At 40.4% G+C, this 21,080-nt stretch carries 22 protein-coding genes and 1 pseudogene; 13 read left to right on the top strand and 10 right to left on the bottom strand.

Annotated features, from left to right (window positions below; all coding sequences use genetic code 11):
- Positions 1–19: 19 nt before the first annotated feature.
- Together ACZ1G6_RS13315 and ACZ1G6_RS13310 are read right to left on the bottom strand one after the other, a co-directional pair.
- On the bottom strand, positions 20–988 hold the full coding sequence (locus tag ACZ1G6_RS13315) for an SDR family NAD(P)-dependent oxidoreductase (protein ID WP_472616726.1): 969 nt from the start codon (positions 986–988) through the stop codon (positions 20–22).
- 66 nt (positions 989–1,054) lie between these two features.
- Positions 1,055–1,822 (bottom strand): thioredoxin family protein, encoded by a 768-nt coding sequence (locus ACZ1G6_RS13310; protein ID WP_472616725.1) that lies wholly within the window; start codon positions 1,820–1,822, stop codon positions 1,055–1,057.
- An 86-nt stretch (positions 1,823–1,908) separates the two neighbouring features.
- Here ACZ1G6_RS13310 and ACZ1G6_RS13305 point away from each other — a divergent pair, with 86 nt between their 5' ends.
- Entirely contained in the window at positions 1,909–2,283 is a 375-nt protein-coding gene (locus ACZ1G6_RS13305; protein ID WP_472616724.1) for a DUF2750 domain-containing protein, read from the top strand.
- Positions 2,284–2,428: 145 nt separating this feature from the next.
- On the opposite strand, the gene ACZ1G6_RS13300 is transcribed toward ACZ1G6_RS13305, so the two are convergent.
- Positions 2,429–3,220 carry a Spy/CpxP family protein refolding chaperone gene (locus ACZ1G6_RS13300; RefSeq protein WP_472616723.1) on the bottom strand — a complete coding sequence of 264 codons (792 nt, stop codon included), beginning with the start codon at positions 3,218–3,220 and terminating at the stop codon, positions 2,429–2,431.
- 202 nt (positions 3,221–3,422) lie between these two features.
- Between ACZ1G6_RS13300 and ACZ1G6_RS13295 the strand changes: the two genes are divergently transcribed.
- From ACZ1G6_RS13295 to ACZ1G6_RS13255, 9 genes and pseudogenes are all read left to right on the top strand, one after another.
- Complete coding sequence (locus tag ACZ1G6_RS13295; protein ID WP_472616722.1) at positions 3,423–4,112, top strand: response regulator; 690 nt, start codon at positions 3,423–3,425, stop codon at positions 4,110–4,112.
- Between the two features lie 84 nt (positions 4,113–4,196).
- Positions 4,197–6,542: pseudogene (locus ACZ1G6_RS13290) on the top strand (alpha/beta fold hydrolase).
- 25 nt (positions 6,543–6,567) lie between these two features.
- The gene (trmL, locus tag ACZ1G6_RS13285) at positions 6,568–7,032 is read left to right on the top strand and encodes a tRNA (uridine(34)/cytosine(34)/5-carboxymethylaminomethyluridine(34)-2'-O)-methyltransferase TrmL (RefSeq protein ID WP_472616721.1); all 465 of its coding nucleotides are present in this window, start codon (positions 6,568–6,570) and stop codon (positions 7,030–7,032) included.
- Between the two features lie 132 nt (positions 7,033–7,164).
- Complete coding sequence (locus ACZ1G6_RS13280; RefSeq protein WP_472616720.1) at positions 7,165–7,419, top strand: hypothetical protein; 255 nt, start codon at positions 7,165–7,167, stop codon at positions 7,417–7,419.
- A gap of 53 nt (positions 7,420–7,472) precedes the next feature.
- Complete coding sequence (locus ACZ1G6_RS13275) at positions 7,473–7,910, top strand: hypothetical protein (RefSeq protein ID WP_472616719.1); 438 nt, start codon at positions 7,473–7,475, stop codon at positions 7,908–7,910.
- Between the two features lie 163 nt (positions 7,911–8,073).
- Positions 8,074–8,451, top strand: coding sequence for a sodium-dependent bicarbonate transport family permease (locus ACZ1G6_RS13270; RefSeq protein ID WP_472616718.1), 378 nt, complete (start codon positions 8,074–8,076; stop codon positions 8,449–8,451).
- Positions 8,375–9,106 carry a sodium-dependent bicarbonate transport family permease gene (locus ACZ1G6_RS13265; RefSeq protein ID WP_472616717.1) on the top strand — a complete coding sequence of 244 codons (732 nt, stop codon included), beginning with the start codon at positions 8,375–8,377 and terminating at the stop codon, positions 9,104–9,106. Before ACZ1G6_RS13270 ends, ACZ1G6_RS13265 begins: the two co-directional genes overlap by 77 nt.
- Positions 9,107–9,124: 18 nt before the next feature.
- Entirely contained in the window at positions 9,125–9,439 is a 315-nt protein-coding gene (locus ACZ1G6_RS13260; RefSeq protein ID WP_472616716.1) for a P-II family nitrogen regulator, read from the top strand.
- Positions 9,440–9,600: 161 nt separating this feature from the next.
- Positions 9,601–11,589, top strand: a complete 1,989-nt coding sequence (locus tag ACZ1G6_RS13255) for a S9 family peptidase (protein WP_472618988.1) — start codon at positions 9,601–9,603, stop codon at positions 11,587–11,589.
- 6 nt (positions 11,590–11,595) lie between these two features.
- Here the strand turns inward: ACZ1G6_RS13255 and gpsA are convergent, their stop codons facing one another.
- From gpsA to ACZ1G6_RS13235, 4 genes are all read right to left on the bottom strand, one after another.
- The gene (gpsA, locus tag ACZ1G6_RS13250; protein WP_472616715.1) at positions 11,596–12,600 is read right to left on the bottom strand and encodes an NAD(P)H-dependent glycerol-3-phosphate dehydrogenase; all 1,005 of its coding nucleotides are present in this window, start codon (positions 12,598–12,600) and stop codon (positions 11,596–11,598) included.
- Between the two features lie 6 nt (positions 12,601–12,606).
- Positions 12,607–13,113 carry a protein-export chaperone SecB gene (gene secB, locus ACZ1G6_RS13245; RefSeq protein WP_472616714.1) on the bottom strand — a complete coding sequence of 169 codons (507 nt, stop codon included), beginning with the start codon at positions 13,111–13,113 and terminating at the stop codon, positions 12,607–12,609.
- A gap of 63 nt (positions 13,114–13,176) precedes the next feature.
- On the bottom strand, positions 13,177–13,434 hold the full coding sequence (grxC, locus tag ACZ1G6_RS13240) for a glutaredoxin 3 (RefSeq protein ID WP_472616713.1): 258 nt from the start codon (positions 13,432–13,434) through the stop codon (positions 13,177–13,179).
- Between the two features lie 15 nt (positions 13,435–13,449).
- Positions 13,450–13,875: a rhodanese-like domain-containing protein gene (locus tag ACZ1G6_RS13235; RefSeq protein ID WP_472616712.1), complete on the bottom strand. Its 426-nt coding sequence runs from the start codon at positions 13,873–13,875 to the stop codon at positions 13,450–13,452.
- 180 nt (positions 13,876–14,055) lie between these two features.
- Between ACZ1G6_RS13235 and gpmI the strand changes: the two genes are divergently transcribed.
- Together gpmI and ACZ1G6_RS13225 are read left to right on the top strand one after the other, a co-directional pair.
- A complete protein-coding gene (gpmI, locus tag ACZ1G6_RS13230) occupies positions 14,056–15,600 on the top strand; it encodes a 2,3-bisphosphoglycerate-independent phosphoglycerate mutase (RefSeq protein WP_472616711.1) in 1,545 nt (514 codons plus the stop codon).
- Positions 15,601–15,635: 35 nt separating this feature from the next.
- A complete protein-coding gene (locus tag ACZ1G6_RS13225; RefSeq protein ID WP_472616710.1) occupies positions 15,636–16,811 on the top strand; it encodes a murein hydrolase activator EnvC family protein in 1,176 nt (391 codons plus the stop codon).
- A 1-nt stretch (position 16,812) separates the two neighbouring features.
- Here ACZ1G6_RS13225 and ACZ1G6_RS13220 read toward each other — a convergent pair whose 3' ends face one another.
- Positions 16,813–18,009, bottom strand: coding sequence for an NRAMP family divalent metal transporter (locus ACZ1G6_RS13220; RefSeq protein WP_472616709.1), 1,197 nt, complete (start codon positions 18,007–18,009; stop codon positions 16,813–16,815).
- Between the two features lie 111 nt (positions 18,010–18,120).
- Between ACZ1G6_RS13220 and ACZ1G6_RS13215 the strand changes: the two genes are divergently transcribed.
- Positions 18,121–18,762: a UPF0149 family protein gene (locus tag ACZ1G6_RS13215; protein ID WP_472616708.1), complete on the top strand. Its 642-nt coding sequence runs from the start codon at positions 18,121–18,123 to the stop codon at positions 18,760–18,762.
- Here the strand turns inward: ACZ1G6_RS13215 and ACZ1G6_RS13210 are convergent.
- Together ACZ1G6_RS13210 and ACZ1G6_RS13205 are read right to left on the bottom strand one after the other, a co-directional pair.
- Entirely contained in the window at positions 18,759–19,187 is a 429-nt protein-coding gene (locus ACZ1G6_RS13210) for a CopD family protein (RefSeq protein ID WP_472616707.1), read from the bottom strand. The two genes, ACZ1G6_RS13215 and ACZ1G6_RS13210, sit on opposite strands and share 4 nt — an antisense overlap.
- A gap of 31 nt (positions 19,188–19,218) precedes the next feature.
- The gene (locus tag ACZ1G6_RS13205) at positions 19,219–21,030 is read right to left on the bottom strand and encodes a chloride channel protein (protein WP_472616706.1); all 1,812 of its coding nucleotides are present in this window, start codon (positions 21,028–21,030) and stop codon (positions 19,219–19,221) included.
- Between the last annotated feature and the right edge of the window lie 50 nt (positions 21,031–21,080).

Below are 21,080 nucleotides of genomic sequence, written 5' to 3'. Positions count from 1 at the left end.
ACGATTATGACTGCGTTTTTTACTCTTTCATCGCTGCTTTTATCATGTCAATTAGCTCTTCTTCAGTGAAGCTGTATTCACCCCATTGATTTAACTGAATCAACTGTTGTACTTTAGTGTTTATTGTCATGGCTTGCTCATCAGCGTTGGGCACTACCATATATCTCAATAAAGGTTTTTCACTAAATAGGGCATGCATGAAAGCTTCAGACACAGCCTCTGGTAGTTTATAGGATAACTCTCTTTCTTCGGTTGCTTTATATTGTGCAATCATTTCAGGTGTTATTTCACCACCAGCATCTTCGATTCGAGCATGATTACGCAATACAGCACTTCGTCTAATAAAGGATTGGAAATTACCAGGTTGAATAACACTGACCGAAACACCTAAGGGTGACATTTCAGCAGCAAGAGAGTCAGTAAATGCTTCAATCCAATGTTTGCTGCCGCTATAAGCACTGCCACCAGCCCATGCTAGTGTGCCCGCGATTGAGCCGGTCGTAGCGATACGCCCTTTTGATTCAATTACTAGCGGTGCAAATGCTTGAGTTATTCGATAGACGCCTTCGACATTTACTTCATAAACAAATGATTGATTATCGATTGGGGTATCTATAACCGTCCCACCATCACCAATACCCGCATTATTAACCAAGGCATATAAACCAGTGCCACTTTCTTGGATAAGTGCTAACACAGCGTCTATTTGATCTTGTTTGGTGACATCTAAACGTACTGAGGTGATATTGTCGATGGCATTAAGTTGCGCAAGGTCACTATCTTTTCTAGCGCCGGCATATACATGGTATCCAGCACTTGCCAGTGTTTCAGCAAGATGCCGACCGATGCCTGTACTTGCTCCCGTTACTAAGACTGACTTTTGTTTTTCCTTGGTTCCATTTGCGTGGCTATCAGCATAGCTAAGTTGGCTGATAGATACACTCAGTATAATCATAATAAGTGCGGTGAAACGATGGATTTTTATCATCAGTATATAGTCCTTGTTAGTTATTGACTTTAGCCTAGACTTAAAATGCGTTTGTCACAAGCAAAACTACTCCCAATCAAACATCGGATATTCTGGAAAGGCGAGTTTCGCTGATTCATTATCATGTGCTTGTTGGTAGAGAGCTTGAATATCTTTTTGTAAGGCAAATCTGAAATCTCTGACTTGTGTCCATTTTTGATAAAACTCTTCGCTATTACTGCCTTGTTTCATCTGTGGAATGAGTTGTTGATAAGCAATCATTAAGCGTTGAGCTTGTTTTCGCGCGAACAAATCAATTGATTCTTTATGCGCTTGTGACACGTTTTGATCATCAATGTATTTGCTTGCATCAAGTTTTGCATATTCCTCAAAATAACGAGTATATTTAGTATATTCAATACTATCTGCAGCCCCCCAAATGTGCATGCTATTACGGTTAAGTAGAGCTTGAGAATGTGGTTCAATGACCATTACAGTCGGAGTGGCAAAATAGTGAGCTTGTCCAAAACGATTTGTAATATCACGTAAGTCATTAAAATAACCGACGTCGACATACAAGACCTCATAATGTTCCTCAAGAATGCTAGACATCTCTGGTTTCGCAAAATTAGCAGCAAGACCTCTACTATCGTGACACCACTGTGCGCCAAGTACGAGTAATAGTAGTTTATTGTTTTGTTTGGCTAATTCGATTGCACTATCGACGTCAAACATTGCCGACTCAGTTGGTTTGTATACCGAGGGACTTTGGGCATGATGACTGGCACAGGCTGACAAAAACGCCGTCATCATTAAACATATAGTGAAAAGTACATTTTTAGTAACAAGGTGCATAAATTAGTCTTTACAAAATGATATTAATTGCCAAAATAGCAAATGCTGGCGTGTCTCGCTAGTCAATCGCCAAATATGGATTAAAAATGTCACCAGAACACACTAAAATACTGATGCTTAGCCCGGCTAAACGATATCAATATCTCCTAGAACAAATTAGTCAATCAAAAGAAATATGGATATTAAGTGATGAGCATGGTTGCATGATGTTGAACGATGACCAAGAAGACTATGTGCCTATTTGGCCTAGCAAAACCTTTGCTCAGTATTGGGTTTCGGGTGAATGGCAGCATTGTCAGGCAAAGTCGATTTTACTCAAAGATTGGATTGCTAGGTGGACCCCAGGTTTGTTAGAAGATGATATTACGGTCGCTGTTTTTCCTAATCCAGATGAGGAAGCGATGACCTTGTTTCCTGATGTGTTTGAAGCCGATCTACAAAAGCTCAATATAGATGAATAAAAAAAGCCCGAATAAAACTATTCGGGCAAACACACAACATATGGGAAAGGTTAGGGAAACCTTTGAAACAAATTAATCCAAGATAAGTCTTTTCAATTACCATGACGAAAATGAATAAAGTTACTCAGCTTGTTTACTTGATTCCCTATATAGAACCGGACGAGCGGCGTTTTTCTTTCATTTTATTTCGTATTTTCTTCATTTTATTTTGCTGCTGCTCATTTAATACCGATGCCGACTGATATCGTGTCGATAATTTTGCAACAGACATTTCAATTAATACTGGCTGGTATTGAGTTTCTAACTGCAAAAATGCAGCTTCATCAAAGGTTGGTGACTGAATAAGCTCTCGCTTAGCATCCGCGTAGGCGCTCAGTTCAATTTTAAGTGACTGTCTATCTTGCTTCGCTTCTTCTCGAATAAGCGCTAGTTCAGTTTGTTGTTGCTCACTTAGCGCCAGCGCATTTGCTATTCGCTGTTGCCTCTTTTCGTTTGGCTCTCTATTTGCTCGTCGTTCTTTCCTAGTTGCTTGTTTTTCAACTAGTGCTGCTTTTTGTTTATCGGTAAGGATGTTGTAAGCAGCATTGAGTGCTTTGGCTCGTAACAAGGAAACTTCAGTGCCTTGCTCAACACGCATTTTTGCTAAATCAGCTGCATTGTCTTCGTTCCATGATGCCTCTTGCATGAGTGCTTGATGCTGCATGCGCATCTCATCTCGCTGTGAGGCATATACACTTAAATCTTGTCTAAGCTGTTTCATAATCATTTTGAGGTCTTGTTTTTGTGCTCGGCTCAAATCTAAGCCTTTAAAACCAAATGCTTTTTGATGATGAACAGCTTGCACACTTAGTTCATTTGAAGTTTGTGCCGCATGTATACCAAAAGCGGTACTCAAGCTTAAGCTGGTAAAAAGTAGTAACGATAAAGATCTTTTCATAATTTCATCCTAAAAGTGAATATTCACTAGAGTTGGTCAACAGACAAATACAAACTAGATTTATGTGTTAAGTTTGTATGTCATTATAATAGCCAAACCAACGCAAAGTAGTGCAAAGTCAGTGTAAAGCTTTTGTAAAGATGGTTTGATTTTTCCAAAATGCTTTTTACCATGCAGCGGTATCTATTTAACGGATGTGAATATGCCTAAACTTTTGATTATTGATGATGATACTGAACTGACGAATTTATTATCTGAGTATCTTCAGCAACAAGGCTTTGAAGTCGACGTAGAGAATGATCCCATTGAGGGATTAATGCAACTTAAGCGAAGTCAATATCATGTATTGCTATTGGATGTCATGATGCCAAAGATTGATGGCTTTGAAACACTCAAACGTTTGAGGGCATTCTCTACTATTCCCGTCATTATGCTCACTGCAAAAGGGGATGACTTTGATCGAATTCTGGGGCTAGAGTTGGGCGCTGATGACTATTTACCCAAGCCGTTCAACCAACGTGAACTTGTGGCAAGAATAAAAGCGCTTGTTAGAAGGTTGAAAATACTAAACGAGAGTCAACAAGTCCAAGTAATTGAACTACACGGTATAAAGGTAAATGAAGCAAACCAGCAAGTTGAAGTTGCTCAACAGAAAGTAGAAATGACTGCGACTGAATTTTTGATATTAAGCCATTTAATGAAAAACGCAGGTAATTTACAAAGTAAAGAATTGTTGAGTGAGGAAATTTTAGGTCGAAAACTCAGTGCGTTTGACCGCAGCCTTGATATGCACGTTAGCAACCTGCGTAAAAAATTATCAAATGTCGGAGTAGTAGATATCATTAAAACTAGACGTTCGTTAGGTTATTTGATGCAAGTCGAGTGTTCGTAAAATGTCGTTTCTACAAAAACTAGTACCTTAAGCAATACACTTTTTAGTCGCATTTTTTTATGGTTTTGGCTCGCAATTTTTACGATGGCTATTGTGACTTTTTTTGTGATTCGAGCCACCATGAATACATGGCAAGTTAATGCCGCAGATCCTATGCAAATTGATCGTTCAAATATGCTTATCGAGCGTTCTCAAATAATGCTACAAAGAGGTGCGCCTATTCAACGAGTGTTACGTACCATGTCTGCACGAGGTAAGTGGCAATTGCTTGCAATTGATCAAAACACTAGTCAATTACACATGAACTTTCCTAGGCCTTTGATGAATCACCCACAACGATTTGTTGATCTGGCGGAGTTGGAAAGTCCGGTTCTTATCAGGGCAAACTCCCTTGAGTTCATTGGTCCATTTATCGTCAATGCCAGTGATACTCAATATTTAATGTTTATAGGTCGCCTATTACCTTTTTCAGAACGTCCAACTTTAAGTATTGGGCTCGCTATTTTTGTTTTTATCAGTCTTGGGACACTCGCCTGTATTCCAATTGCCGTAAATATCTCTAAACCCCTTAAACGGCTGAGGGATTTGTCGAATCGTTTTGCATCAGGTGAGCAAGCACAAATCGATGAGTCTTTGGCAAAACGTAAAGATGAATTAGGGCAATTGCATAATGACATGTATGCAATGGCCTCAAGTTTGTCCTCAAGCTTACATAAACAGCGAGCATTAATGGCGAATGTGTCGCATGAGTTACGAACGCCATTAACCCGCTTACAATTAGCGCTGGCGTTATTGGAGCCTAAAGGTGATACCCAAATAAAACATGGTCAACGCATCGAGCGAGAAGTACAAATCATTGATGGATTAATTTCACAAGCCTTGCAACTTGCGAAAATAGATAACGATAAAGCAGCTAATGCTGAGCATGCTATTAGCCTTGATGTTAAACAGACCATTAGTCTTAAATCTTTATTAAGTCCGGTCGTGGATGATTTGAGATTTGAAGCTACCGCAAAACAAAAAGACTTTTTAGTTAGTCCTTATGAGGATGTTCAAATAGTAGTTAACACAGCGAGTTTTGTTAGTGCAATTGAAAATGTCTGTCGAAATGCAATGAAGTTTTCAAATAAGAAAAGTCAGCTAAATGTGTCAAACGGAAAGTCAGATAAAGGTAGATACCTTGAAGTAATAGTTGATGATGATGGAGAAGGATTGCCAAAAGAGGCGCTTCAACGTATATTTGAGCCTTTTGTACGCGTGGGTGAAACCCAGTTATCCCAAGGCACAGGACTTGGTTTAGCGATTACTAAGGCTGCTGTTGAGTTACACAATGGACACATTGATGTTGAAAAATCAGAGCTTGGTGGATTACGTATGCGTTTAGTTTTTGGTTTTAAGCGCCTTGCCAGCTTGAGCCTGATGCTGATTGGCTGGTTAGTAGAGAACAATGACATATTTTTTTATAGTGAACAAGACGTCGGACACTATCCTAATACTCAATATAATGAGTTCTATCAAAGCGATGTGAAAAAATCACATAGTTTGATGAAAGATGGTACCTCAATCGCTCACTTTTATGCATTTAATCCTGATGCAAAAGCAACTATTTGTTTTATTCAAGGACGTACCGAAGCGAGTGACAAATATGCAGAGCTGTTTCATGAGCTAGTGTTAAATGGCTATTCAGTCTTTGCCATTGACCATCGAGGCTAGGGGCGTTCGAGCCGAGCATTAAGCGACCCTCATATTGGTTTTGTAAATAGTTTTGAAGAGTACGTAGACGATTTACATACTGTGATTGAAACTGTACTTGAACCATTGTTAGTGCAAAATAAGCAAAGCGAATTGCCTAAGTATCTAATGTGCCATAGTATGGGCGGCGCAATCGGCGCATTATATTTACAAACCTACCCTCAGACGTTCTCAAAAGCGGCTTTGTTTTCTCCGATGTTTGGGATAAAGCTACCTATGCCCAAACCTATCATCAAAGCGCTTGCACGAACCACCATGGGACTAAGAAATATCCTCAAGTTACCCGAAACATATGTATGGGGGCAAAGTGTTTATCAAAGCTTACCTTTTGTTGGTAATGATTTAACAAGTTGTGAGCCTCGTTACCAGATGTTTCGTAAAGTCATGAGCGACTACCCAGTTAATCAATTAGGTGGAATTTCTTTTACTTGGTTGCTTGCTTCTATGGCGGCAATGGACAAAGTCGAAGAGAACTTAGATAAACTCGAGACTGATTGTATAGTGTTTAAGGCTAAGGATGATCAAATTGTCGATAATGATGTAATTGAACATTACTGCCAACGTTCTAAGCATGCTCGTTTGCTTGAAATACCTGATGCGCAACACGAGATTATTTTCGAAAAAGATCATATTCGCCAAATCGCGTTAACCGCGCTTTATGACTTCTTTTCCAATTAGTTAAATATCGATTTAGGAAGTTAAGATGCTAAATGTTGTTCTTTTTGAACCTGAGATCCCGCCTAATACGGGAAATATTATCCGCCTTTGCGCAAATACTGGTTTTCAATTGCATTTAATTGAACCCCTTGGTTTTGATTGGGATGAGAAAAAGGTACGCAGGGCTGGTTTGGATTATCATGAATTTGTGAATACCAAGCGACACGCGAGTTTATCGGCATTTATTGAAAGTGAAAATCCACAAACAATTTATGCATGTACAACTAAAGGTAAGGTTTATCATCATGAAGCTAAATATAAGGCAGGCGACACGCTGCTATTTGGGCCTGAAACAAGAGGCTTGCCTGCATCAGTCATAGAGTCGCTGCCACCAAAATGCAGGGTTCGCATACCGATGACACAAAACAGTCGCAGTATGAATTTGTCAAATGCGGTGGCCGTTTTTGTATATGAATCATGGCGCCAATTGGGATTTGATAATGCAATATAGGCAATTGTTAAGAATTTTTGAGTATTCTTTAAAAAAAGCTCAATTATTCTTATAATGAGCCGATACAGATATTGGCAAAGTGTAACTCGCATGAAATCACTGCCAATATTAGAATAAGAAAGGAGTATAGTTATGGTTATCCCTACGACATTTTTACCCATCAATACTACGCGAACAAAACCAGTGAAAAAGGGTCAGGTCAGCCTTGAGCGAGCAGAAACTCAAGCGGATTCTACAAAGCAACACACGCAGATTAATGTGCCAATGTACGATAAGCGTGAAGGCGAAGATAGACGTAAACGCAAAACAAAACCTTTGCTAGACACACGCTCTGGTAAGGATAGGCGCTATGATAAAGATAAACCTTCAATTGACATCAAAGCGTAGCCAATCTCACATGGATGAGCGTAAAAGTCCGCGCTATGTAACGATGATTTGATATGAATGATATGCCCTTAGAGCCCCAGATCTCGATATTAATTCCCTCTATTTTAGATCACGCCAGCACAACTATGGATGCCAACGGTTCGTTAGTCCCGTTTGCGTTTAGCCTAAACAGTGACAATAAAGTGAATGCTTTTGCACCTACGGCCAATCAGGATATCAATCCAAGCGATTTACAGGCAGCGGTAAATGACTTGCAAGCTCAATTAGTCGAGAAAGTCGAGGAAGATGCATGTTTTGTCGCGTGTGCAATTATTTATCCCGATTATGAAAATTTAGAGCTAGTTTGTTTGATTGAAAATCGAGAAAACTATTGTAGTCAGTGTTTCATTCCCATTGACATCCAAGACACGCCAGTTTTACTAAAAGATGAAATTGAGATGGACAGCAGCTATGTATATGTGTTTCCCATTCTTGAGGACGTAATTGATTAGCAGTTTTATGTTTAGGCTAGCTTTTCAACCAGCAATTGTGCAGTGATAAATTGTTCGGCAATATTTGATTTTTATACTTATACTGTTTGGTAATAAAAGCTTAAGCGCTCATATTTAGCAACGTTAGATTTTGTTGCTCAACAATAAGAAAAATGACACGTCTATGGATACACTATTTAGCTTTTTTGATTTATTTATCTCTGGCTTTCAAACGCCTACTTTAGGTTTCTTGTTAGGCGGTATGTTTATCGCTGCAATGGGTAGTCGCTTAACAATCCCTGACCAAGTCTACAAATTTATTGTCTTTGTTTTATTAATGAAAATAGGGTTGCGTGGTGGGATGGAAATCCGTAACGCTAACCTTGCAGAGCTGTTGCTTCCCGCTATATTTACGGTATTGATAGGCGTCATTATTGTATACTTAGGTAAACTTGTGTTGTCTAAGCTTCCTAGGCATCAAACCCGTGGATGCAATTGCGACAGCTGGACTTTTTGGTGCTGTTTCTGCATCAACATTTGCCGCCGCTATGCTGCATCTTGAAGATGTGGGAATGGAATATGAGGCATGGGTTTCGGCACTATATCCATTTATGGATATTCCTGCACTTGTATTGGCGATTGTTCTTGGTCGATTAGCGACCGAGAAAGAAGAAGCCTTGACAGCGCAAGACGGCAAAACAAGGTCCAAACGCAAAACCCTTAGTATAAAAGAAATAGTAAAAGACAGTTTGCAAGGCTCAGCCCTATCCGCCTTAATATTAGGTTTACTGCTAGGGTTGCTTACTCGGCCAGAACCAGTATATGAAAGTTTCTATAATCCAGTTTTTCGTGGTTTTTTATCTATCTTGATGATCATAATGGGTATTGAAGCATGGCAAAGGTTAAGTGAGCTTCGTCGGGTTGCTCATTGGTATGCAGTATATGCTGCCATCGCACCATTACTCCATGGTGGTATAGCATTTGGATTTGGCGCAATCGCGCATTACACAACGGGTTTTAGCCCTGGTGGTGTTGTTTTATTGTCAATATTAGCAGCATCAAGTTCGGATATTTCGGGTCCGCCAACATTAAGAGCAGGTATTCCCTCTGCAAACCCGTCTGCATTTATTGGTTCTTCAACAAGTATTGGGACGCCAATCTGTATTGCAATTGGAATCCCACTGTTTACCGAACTTGCGATTATCTGTTTTCACTAAATTTCTACCGGAGGCTACATGAAACATAAAGCCACACTTATTGCGATAATGACTGAAAAAGTGTTTGAAAAAGAAATACTGGCAGTCTTAGAAGAAGAAGGTGCAAAAGGCTACACGATTTTTGAAGGTGGTGGAAATGGCTCGTTTCATTTACATCAATCTCAACACCTTTCCTTAGTCGATGAGTTCAGAATTGTAAAAGTAGAAGTAATTGTATTATCAAAAGATATTGCAGAAAAAATAGCAGAGCGACTAATGAATGAGAACTTTGCGCAGCAGCCGGGAATTGTCAGCTTAAGTGATGTTGAGATTTTTCGTACGCAAAAATTTTAATTGGTAAGTGAAGATTTGTATTAAGCTAAATCGTTTAATCAAGAGTAGTAAGTAGGCAAATTAAAATAAGTGAGGTTGTGGTGTATCAGTATAGTGCGTTATCGATGAAACGATTCTTCAGTTTGTTTATCTGTATTTTTATATTATCTAGCACATGGCAAATGGCCAGCGCTGCACCAAGTGGCGCGATATTTGAAGCTGAAGATATTTTCCAACTCGAGGTCGCAGGCGATCCACAAGTCTCTCCAGATGGAACGCAGGTAGTTTATGTAAGGCGCTCAAACGATATTATGAGTGATAGCACACGCTCAAGCCTTTGGATTGCCTCTGCTGATGGCAAGCAACATCGGCCGGTTATGTCATCAAGGCATAATTATTATTCACCTCGATGGTCACCAAATGGCGATCGCTTAGCGTATATCTCTAATCAAGACGGTAAGCCTCAGCTATATGTTCGATGGATGGACACGGGGCAAACGGCACTTGTTAGCAACGTACCATCATCTCCTTCGTCGTTAACATGGTCACCAGATGGCAGCACCTTAGCGTTTACCATGAGTGTATCGGTAAAGGAAAAGCCATTTAGTGTGAAAATGCCAGAAAAACCCAAAGGGGCGAGCTGGGCAGAGCCTTTTCAATACATTACAAAAGCGCGCTATCAAGCTGATGGTAGAGGTATTTTGGATCCAGCTTATACTCATATTTTTATTGTTCCGGCTGAAGGTGGCAGTGCTCGTCAATTAACATCAGGCGCTTTTCATCATCGCGGAAGCTTGAGTTGGACGCCCGACAATCAAAGCATTGTGTTCTCAGCAAACCGAAGTATTAATTGGGAATATGAACCTGGGCAATCGAATATTTATTCAGTGGATTTAGCGGGTAATCTTGTTCAAATAACAGATTATCCAGGCGGTGCATCAAATCCAAGTGTATCGCCAAATGGTAAATACATCGCTTATTCAAGACGAGATGACAAGAAATTAGCGTATCGTAATCGTTATTTACATGTGATGGATATTACGGGTGAGAATGATAAAAATTTGAGTGTAGATATTGATAATTCGGTGTCGAATTTTCAATGGAAACAAAGCAAGGGTTTGTACTTTCAGCAAATGGTGCGCGGCGTCACTCAAGTCGACTATGTCAGTCTATCGGGTAATGTGAAAAACGTAGTAAAGGGCTTAGGTGGGGGATCTCTGGGTAGACCTTATACAAGCGGAGATTTTTCATATAATGACAATACAATTGCTTATACAAAAGGTCGTTTTGACAGGCCGGCAGATATATTTGTTAAAAAGGGCAGTAAAGAGCGTCAATTAACGCAATTAAATGAAGACCTTTTTGGACATAAAGACCTAGGAGCGATAAAGGAGATCACTTACACCTCATCAATCGATGGAGAGCAAATACATGGCTGGTATGTATTACCGCCTGATTATGACGCGGCAAAAAAATATCCATTAATTATCGAGATCCATGGCGGGCCACATTTAGCGTATGGCCCTCACTTTTCAGCTGAAGTTTTAAGAATGGCCGCACAGGGCTATATCGTATTTTTTAATAACCATCGTGGAAGTACTGGATACGGGGAACGCTTTGCTTTGTTGCTGCAGAATAAATATTCTTCTAAGTACGATTTTGCCGATCATATGTCAGGGATTGATGCCTTAATTGCTAAAGGTATTATCGATGAAAACAACTTGTTTATCACTGGTGGTTCAGCCGGCGGCATTGCAACCGCTTATGCAATTGGCTTGACTGATCGTTTCAATGCAGCAGTTGTTGCAAAACCGGTGATTAATTGGATTTCAAAAGTACTTACTGCTGATAGCGGCTTGTATCAAATTCCGTATCAATTTCCTGGTATGCCTTGGGACCATCTTGAGCACTATTGGGAACGCTCACCTTTGTCACTTGTCGCTAACGTGAAAACTCCTACTATGCTGCTAACGGGTGTTAACGATAAGCGAACGCCAATGTCTGAAACTGAACAATATTATCAAGCCTTGAAGTTACTCAAAGTAGATACTGTTTTAGTTAAAGTACCAGGGGCTTCACATGGTATTGCTGGTAAGCCTTCCCGAATGATTGGGAAGATTGAAAATATCATTGCATGGTTTGATAAATACAAAACGCAAGCAGAGAATTAAGGGGGTTTACTCAGCTTTTTGTTCTCTGTTGAGTAAATCAATCGCGGCTTCTTTGGCCGTTTTACCTTGGTAAAGTACTTTATAAATTTGCTCACATATGGGCATTTCGATGCCTTTTTGTTGCGCTAAAATATGCACTTCTTCAGTGTTACGAAAACCTTCGACAACTTGCCCTATACTATCAATCGCATCTTGTACTCCTAAACCTTGGCCTAAGGCTAAGCCGAATCGTCGGTTACGTGATTGATTGTCTGTACAGGTCAATACCAAATCACCTAAACACGCCATCCCCATAAAGGTTTCAGGCCGAGCACCAAGTGCTAAACCTAATCGTTGCATTTCCGTCAAACCACGAGTAATTAAAGCGGTGCGTGCATTTGCGCCAAAACCAAGGCCATCAGCTAAGCCGGCACCAATAGCGATAACATTTTTCACGGCGCCCCCAAGTTGCACGCCAATTAAATCATTATTTACATATACTCTGAAGCTTTTGGGATTGTGTAATAGGCGGGAAAACGTTTCAGCAAGCTTCGTATTATCGCTTGATAATGTGATTGCTGTGGGCAATCCTGCTGCCATTTCACTAGCAAAAGTCGGCCCCGATAAAACCGCTCTTGGTATGTTTTCAGGTAAATGATCGGCTAAAACTTGCTCTAGCAATCTACCTGTTTTCGGCTCTAAGCCTTTGCTAGCCCAAATTACTTGGTGATGCGTTTGTAGCATAGGCGTAATAAGCTTTACAATATCGGCAAAGGCATGGCTAGGTACTACAATTAATACATAGCGACTTTTGTCGATGCTGTTTTGCAAATCACTAGTCGGAATTAAATGCTCTGGGAATGTAAAACCATCTAAATAACGCTCGTTAGAGCGTGTAGTGTTCATCTGATCAATTGCTTGTTTGTCTCGGCCCCACAGATAGGTGTAGTGTTCATTGCGAGATAAACAAAAAGCAAGCGCAGTGCCATAAGACCCTGCGCCTATTACAGTGATATGCTCACTAGTACCCATTGCTGTTTAGGCGTCTAGCTTTGGTGCATCAACCGGTGCAGTCGCGCCGCCTGCTTTGGCTGCTCTTTGTTTTTCAACATATGCGTTAAAAATGGCATCAAAGTTCACTGGCGCTAAGTTTAAAGCAGGGAATGTACCACGATTAACTAAGTTAGAAACTGCTTCACGCGCATACGGGAATAGCAAGTTAGGGCAATAAGAACCCAGCATGTGCGCTTTATTTTGATCTGGAACATCACCAATTGCAAAAATACCAGCCTGCTGCACTTCACATAAAAACGCGGTATCACCTGCATTAGTTGCAGTGACTGTGACGGTCAACACAACTTCGTAAATATTCGGCTCAACTTCCGTTGTACGTGTATCAATGTCTAATTTAATTTCAGGTTTCCATTCATTTTGGAACACAGCAGGTGTATTTGGAGATTCAAAAGAGATGTCTTTTGTATAAATACGTTGCATATTAAATTGTACTTCTTTGCCTTGTTGTGCGCCTTGTGCTTCTTCAGCCATTAGTGTTTCCTATTATTTCTACTTTCTTTAAGAGTGTTAATATAAATATATGGGGTAAACTAGTTACCCTTGTAAAAGTGTGTCTAATTTGCCTGCAGATTCTAGTGCAAACAAGTCGTCGCAACCACCTACATGCGTATCACCCACAAAGATTTGAGGTACCGTTGTGCGGCCGCCAGCGCGCTCAATCATTGGGTCACGCAATTCTGGATTTTTATCTATTTCAAAATCGGTAAATTCAACCCCTTTGGACGCTAAAAGCGACTTTGCTCTTTTGCAATACGGGCAATAACCTTTTGTATATAATTCAACTTTTTGCATTGTAATCTCGATTTTTTATTTGCTTAAGGGGAGGCTTGCACCTTGCCATGCATTGATTCCACCCGCTAATACATTCACTTTAGTAAAGCCTTGTTTAACCATTTTATCAGCGGTTCCTGCCGCAAGGTTACCCATGGCGCATACTACAATAATGGGGTGATCTTTGTGTTTTTCAAGTTTGCTGAAGTTACCTTCTCTAATTTCCTCAGGCTTCAGCTGACGTGAGCCTATGATATGGCCTGTTTTGAAATCTTTCGCTGGACGAATATCTAAGACAATCGCGTCTTCTTTATTCATTAACAATGTTGCTTGATGGTTGTCGACACGCGAAGACTTGGATAGTAAAGGTGATATAAATGAATATATCAGCATGAGCATAAGTGCTGCCCAAATTCCGGATAGAATAAAGTTATCGCCGGCAAATTCTATCAATTGGTCCATGTGTATTGCTCTCGTTTGATAATAGTTTATAAATTTGATGCGCGATTATAGCGAAACGTACAACAAAAAACAGTAATAGTCGTTAAGAACCATATATTATCTATCACTTTTATTTGAGCTTGTTGAAATAACTGGTAAATTACACACCTACTCAAATTTTCATCAGCAAATGGAAGGTCAATGTCTGTCACAGTAGCAAATCCTAAAAAACACACTCTTGCTTTATTTATTTTAGACGGTTGGGGATATCGTGAAGACCCAACCAACAATGCCATTGCTGCTGCTAATACACCTAATTTAGATAGACTCTCGCATAATTATGCCAGTACGCTCATTTCAGGTTCGGGTTTGGATGTTGGTTTACCGGATGGGCAAATGGGCAATTCTGAGGTTGGACATGTTAATTTAGGTGCCGGGCGAGTGGTTTACCAAGATTTTACAAAAATTACCAAAGCCATCGATGATGGTGAGTTTCAGAGTAACCCTGCGCTATTAGAGGCCATTGATAAAGCGATTGCAGATGATGGTGATGTTCACATTATGGGCTTGTTGTCAGACGGAGGCGTCCACTCTCATCAAAGCCATCTGTTTGCAGCAATGAAACTCGCGCACAAACGAGGAGTTAAGCACATCCATCTTCATGGGTTTTTAGATGGCCGAGATACTCCACCACAAAGTGCAGCAAGATATATTAGCCAAGCACAACAAGAATGTGACAAGTTAGGCAATGCGAGCATAAGCTCACTTATTGGACGCTACTACGCAATGGATAGGGACAATCGTTGGGAAAGAGTAGAACTTGCTTACAACTTGCTCACCCAAGGTAAAGGTGAAGTGAATGCTGCCACTGCGGGTGACGCAATTGAAAGCTCATATCAAAATGACATAACGGATGAGTTTGTAAAAGCTACTGTAGTAGGTGAATTTACAGGGATAAAAGATTCAGACACTGTGCTGTTTATGAATTTCAGAGCAGATAGAGCGCGCGAGCTGTCTCATGCATTTGTCACTGATACCTTTACTGGTTTTACGCGAAATGCCAGACCTAAAACAAATTTTGTGATGTTAACTGAATTTGAGTCCAATATTGATGCACCAGTTGCCTATCCCACTGAGAATTTGGTGAACGTGATGGGCGAGTGGTTGGCAAAACACAATAAAACGCAACTTAGAATCAGTGAAACAGAGAAGTTCGCCCATGTTACCTTTTTCTTTAGTGGTGGCAAAGAAGATGAGTATGATGGTGAAAAACGCATTTTGATTCCTTCACCAGATGTAGCGACCTATGATTTACAACCTGAAATGAACTCAGAACAATTAACCGATGCGTTGATTGAGTCGATTGATTCAGGTGAATATGATGTGATTATTTGTAATTTCCCAAATGGCGATATGGTCGGTCATACTGGTAAGTTTGATGCAGCAGTAAAAGCATGTGAAGCGGTAGATCATTGCATTGGACGACTGGTGGATGCTTTGGAGCGCAACAATGGCGAGTGTCTTATTACCGCTGATCACGGTAACGCTGAGCAAATGCTCGACCCGAACACAGGCGCCGCACATACCGCACACACCTGTGAACCGGTGCCTTTTATTTATTATGGGCGTCAAGCACAAGCCAGAACAGACGGTACGTTAAGTGATGTTGCGCCAACTATGTTATATTTAATGGGAATGGAGCAGCCAAGTGAAATGACTGGAAAATCAATTCTGCGTTTGCTCTAAAGCCTAAAAGCGACAGACTAACTAAGTGAAATGCATTGACTACTAAGAGACTACAAAAGAGCCAAGGATTGCTAAGCTTCACCTTTGTGTGCATAGCTTGGTGTGTCTTATACGCTAATGATGCCTTTTCACAATCCCAAACCAAAGAGTTAGAAACGATTCAAGCGCTGATCATTCAGACCAAACAGCAGCTTGATCAAAACTTAGCAGATTCTGAACGCTTGCAACAAGAATTGAAACTTGCAGAGTTGGAGATTGCCGAAACAGCTACCAAGCTAAACAATACTGACAATGAGCTTGCTGAAACTAGAGTGGGCTTAGAAAATCTGAACAAAGACAGGGTCCGTTTAGAAGGGGCTATTGAAGATCAGCAATCGGCACTTGCTAGTCAAGTTAAAAGCGCTTACATGGCAGGTGACTACGATTTTGCAAAAATGATTTTTAACCAAAACGAAGCCAATAAATTTGAACGAGTAGTTACCTATTATTATTACCTAAATAAAGCAAGACAGGCACAAATTGAATCATTTCGAAGCTTAATCACAGCGTTAACGAATGTGAAAAATGAGTTGAGTAATAAAGAAGCGGAATTAACGGTACTCATTGATAAGCAAGCAACTCAAGCTAGGCAACTTGGTCAGCAGCAACAAAGTCGGTTTGCTGCATTACAAAAAATTGAACAACAAATAAAAACGGATCAAGCTAGAGTCGAACAACTTGAACAGCAAGAGTTGAATCTTAGCGAAGCGATTGAACGAGCAGAAATTACTGCACAAGCGGCCCGAGAGACTGCACAAATTGAGAGTGTTGAATTAGCGGGACTTAGTGGGCTAAAAGGGAAATTGACAGTACCAGCATCGGGAAGAGTGCAGCGTTTGTTTGGAAAGCGGCGTCAAGGTCAAGTAAGATGGAATGGCATTATTATAGATGCAAGAGCGGGTTCTCCTGTCACTGCTGTTGCCGATGGAGTCATCTTATATGCAGATTGGCTAAAAGGGTTTGGCTTAGTAACCATTATTGACCATGGAGATGGTTATATGTCGGTGTATGGTCGAAATCAAGCACTATTAAAGAATGTTGGAGAGCCCGTTTTAGCTGGTCAAAGTATCAGTCTTGCCGGCACTAGTGGCGGGCAAAGTCGTTCTGGGCTTTATTTTGAAATTCGTCACAAAGGTAAAGCCCTTAATCCTAGCCAATGGCTTATGCGGTAAACTATATCAGTTTATAAAACGCCAAAACGATGACTAATAACACCACTATCGATGCCGCAAGGTTATTAGCCCATCCATTCACATGATATTTCATCAGCATTTTATTGTTACACACCCAAACTAACAACACTGCGGATATTGGTAATAGCAATGCATTTGCTGTTTGTGCTAACAAAATAAGGTTTAAAGGTTTGATGCCAAGACTTGCAGTTGCAGTGCCGGCGATCACGACAAGCAAAGCTGCTAATTTAAAACGCAAGTCGCTGAGTGTTTGACGCCATCCAAATAATCCACTAATGGCATATGAAGCTGCAAGCGGCGCGGTGATAGCACTAGTTAAACCAGCAGCAAATAAGCCAATCCCAAAGAACAAAGTCGCGCTATCGCCGAAAATAGGCTGTAATTGATTAGCAATATTGGCTGTTTCTACGGGTGTTTGAGACACAAAAAAAGTAGTCACTGAGCTCGATAAAATGGCAAGAGTAACTAAACCTCCTAGCCCGATTGTAAGCATTAAATGCCGTCGTTGATTAGGTTCTTCAAACCCACTGCTCTTTTTTGCATCAGCTGCACTTAAGCCTGCATGCAAAAACAAATTATAAGGCACAATGGTGGTGCCAATTATGGCTAGCGCTAAGCCCATGTTGTTACTTAACATGCTAGAAACAAATTCACCGTCAAATAAGAGTCCTTGGCTAAGAAGGTTAACGTTAATCCCCACCATTAGCATCAAACTAATGAAAACAATACTCATTAATACAACCAAAGCGACTAAACACTTTTCGACTATTTTATAGTGTCCACTTGCCAATAATATAAAGGCCGTTGCCCCAAGACCCAAAGCCCAATGAGTAATCGTTCCGCCAAAGCTTGCCGATAAGCCAAGTGCAGCGCCTGTTATGTTACCGCCCTCATATGCGGCGTTTCCAATACCGATAGCTAAGACAATAAGAAGTCCGATAATAATCTTTGCAAAGGGGTGCTTGATACATACCATAATTGCTTCTGATAGCCCCATTTTTGCGGCACTGCCTACTCTTGAAGCATGTTCTTGCAAAATATAGGTGGCTATTACCGCAAACCCCAAGAGCCAAATGAATGCATAGCCCGTTTGAGCACCAACTAAGGTAGCAGTAGTAACAGTGCCTGGACCGATGAAGGCAGCGGTTATTATTAGTCCTTTTATGCCAGTTCTCATAACTATATTCGCCTATCTTTTTTTATTATTGTTAATGTAGACTTTGCTTGAATCCTTTACTCTAAAGAGTATGATTAAGTCTAATTTACTACTACAAGCCCTTGTAGATACATGACTTTACACGACTTATACGCCGGTGACGAATCTGTTTCATTTTTGCATTCACAACATTACGTTGAAGGTTGCCTTGTTGGTGCATGTGCTTGTCCGGAGATACCCTTACCTGATGTGTGGTTGCCATGGGTTATCAAACAACATAATCAGATTAGTGGAATTGATCAAGCTGATCAGATCACCGATAAGCTTTTTGGATACGTCAAGGATTGTCTAAAGAGCATGCACAATGAAACTATACATGCGCCGCATTACGCAGTTTATGATGAAAAACAATCGCCCTTAAGTAAAAATAACCAAGCGATTCAGCAATGGTGTGAAGGCTTATTAATGGCACATGGGGCGCGTGAAAAGATATGGCAAGGCGCATGGGATAAAATGCAAGATGCCGCGCCAGAGCGTGCGCCAGGTTTAGGCAAAGACTTAAAGCATGTGTTACATGTGTTTTCATGTTTTGCACAAGCCAGTTTAACTATCAAACAAGCGGCTTCTCAAGGCGATGAGCAGATGCCACATAAATTAGCGTTAATTAGCCAAAACATGACTCAAACACTTAAAAAATATGTTGAGATTTCTGGTCATCTTGCCCAATACTTACCCAATCAATTTGAAACCTTCGTCCAAGCCCCGAAACACTAAATCGGCTTTAGAACGACTAAGACAACAATTGCCAGTAGCGCCAAAACAGGTACTTCATTTAAAAAACGATAAAATTTGGGGCTATGAGTGTTGCTTCCAGCGATAAAGCGCCTAAGCAAAATAAATAGATACACATGGTAGACATAGAATAACGCAACTAGTGCTAGTTTTAGATGCAACCAGTAACTATGCGTGAACCAATGCCATCCGTATTGATATATGATCAAGACGCCAAACACCAAGGTCAAAATGGCAAATGGTGTAACAAAAAACCACAAGCGCCTTTGCATGACATTTAATTGACTTTTTACTTCAGCAATATTCGATTCAGCGTTATACACAAATAGCCTTGGTAGGTAAAAAATACCAGCCATCCATGCAATCATGAAAAAGATGTGAAGTGCCTTAAACCATAACAATAACACGAGTGTACTTTCTCCTTTGTGTCAGATGAAATTAATGTTTTTGCCTCAACAGATAGGTATGTAACATATCCCATGTTATCACCCCACAGATATCTTGAGGTAACTTATTAAGGTTCAGGTTAACCTCGCCAAGCGTAGTACGCGATATATGTTCAAACGCTGTATCTTGTCTATAAATCACTACACCTCCTTGCCTTTTTTTGTGTAACAATTCATAGACTTCAGCTAAGGTGTTTTGATCTGACAAAGCATGCATATCTTGAATTGTTATAGGATATGCATTGAGCTGTAAGCTAAGATCTAAACTTACTAATTGCCAACGAGCAGTCTTGTCAGCTAACACACAATGATTGATGATAATGTCATGTGGCAATTCTTTAAGGTGAGCATACATTTGCGCATCATGACCTTGCTCAAATATCGTTATCTCTTGTTTCATTAGCGCTAATACGCCAGTATCTTGCAACATATCTCTTATCGACGTAGTTGTATATTCAAGCCCTTGATAATCAAGTTGCTGGACAAATATTGAACGATTCTTGCCAAATTGTTTTGAAGTGACATAAGCGCTAACGATAGTAATAATAGCAGGTAAAATGACTTGCTGAGTTGAGCTAAGTTCCATCGCCGCTGAAAGGGCAGCCATAGGGGCATGCAGCACCGCCGTTAATAATCCCGCCAAGCCTAGCAATGCATAGCTTTCCATTGTGACGGTAGTTTCAAAAAACATGATATTTAGGACTTGAAGAAACAATGCGCCAGCTAAAATCCCAATAACCATAACAGCACCGACTATTCCGCCGGGCACACCAAGCGAAATCGCAGTGATGGCAAGTAAAAACTTTATAGCGAACATAAGGCCAATGGCGGTTAACTCTGGTTTGCTTTGTAAAAAGCTTTCAAGGTTAGAAAATTCTGAACCGATTGTGTTAGGCAAGAAAAAGGCCACGACACCTGTGATCAATGCAGCAATAATTAATCGCGTGCCCATACTCAATGGTCGAGCAATCTTCATTAAGGACATTAGTTGGCGATTAAATACACTTCCTAATACACCTAAAAATATCCCCAGTAATATGAGAATGGGTAATTGTTGTGTTTCAATGGCATCAAATTGTAAGAATGAGAGGCCAGTTACATCACCAAATACCCAGCGTGTTATAACTGAACCTGCCGCTGCCGCCAACATAACGGGCACGAATATGTGAAGTTTATATTCACGCATAACAACTTCCATCACAAAAATGACGGCAGCAAAAGGTGTATTAAAGGCTGCGGCAATACCAGCAGCAATGCCGCAACCGGCTAAGACACGCAAACTATTAAAAGGTAGTTTGAACCACTGACCAATGTAGTGACTTGCCGCTGCGGCAAGATGTACAGTGGGACCTTCTTTTCCTACTACAAAACCACTAGCTAAGGCTAAAATACCTCCAAAGAATTGATTAATACTGGTTTTGAAAGGGATGTGGCCATAAAACAGCTTAAAACGATGAATTACAAACGGTATCCCCATTCGATAGTGTTTGTAGCCAGTTCGTTTTGCAATAATAATCACAACTAACATAGCTAGAATTGGCATTAGCAATAGTTGATACGGAGCTAATGAAGTATAATTACCAACATCGCCGAGTAAGCTTATATGTATTAATTCAATGCTAAAGCGAAAAAGAACGATAACAAAAGCAGAAATGATCCCACCAGTTAGACCTACAAGGCATAATTGCAATGAGGTTGACGGGAATGATAAAGAGACTCGTAGCCTTTGGAGATAGCCACGCCATTTGGATGTACTTTTGGTGCGACTATGATCTGTTGTGTGCGCTTCTTTTGGCGATTGCATGTTATTACTAACAGTATTATTAACAATTGATTCGGTATAATACCATCATC

Source organism: Glaciecola sp. HA4-3 (genome assembly GCF_055693685.1).
Note: the sequence above shows the minus strand (reverse complement) of the source record. Positions and strands in the feature narration are given on the sequence as shown.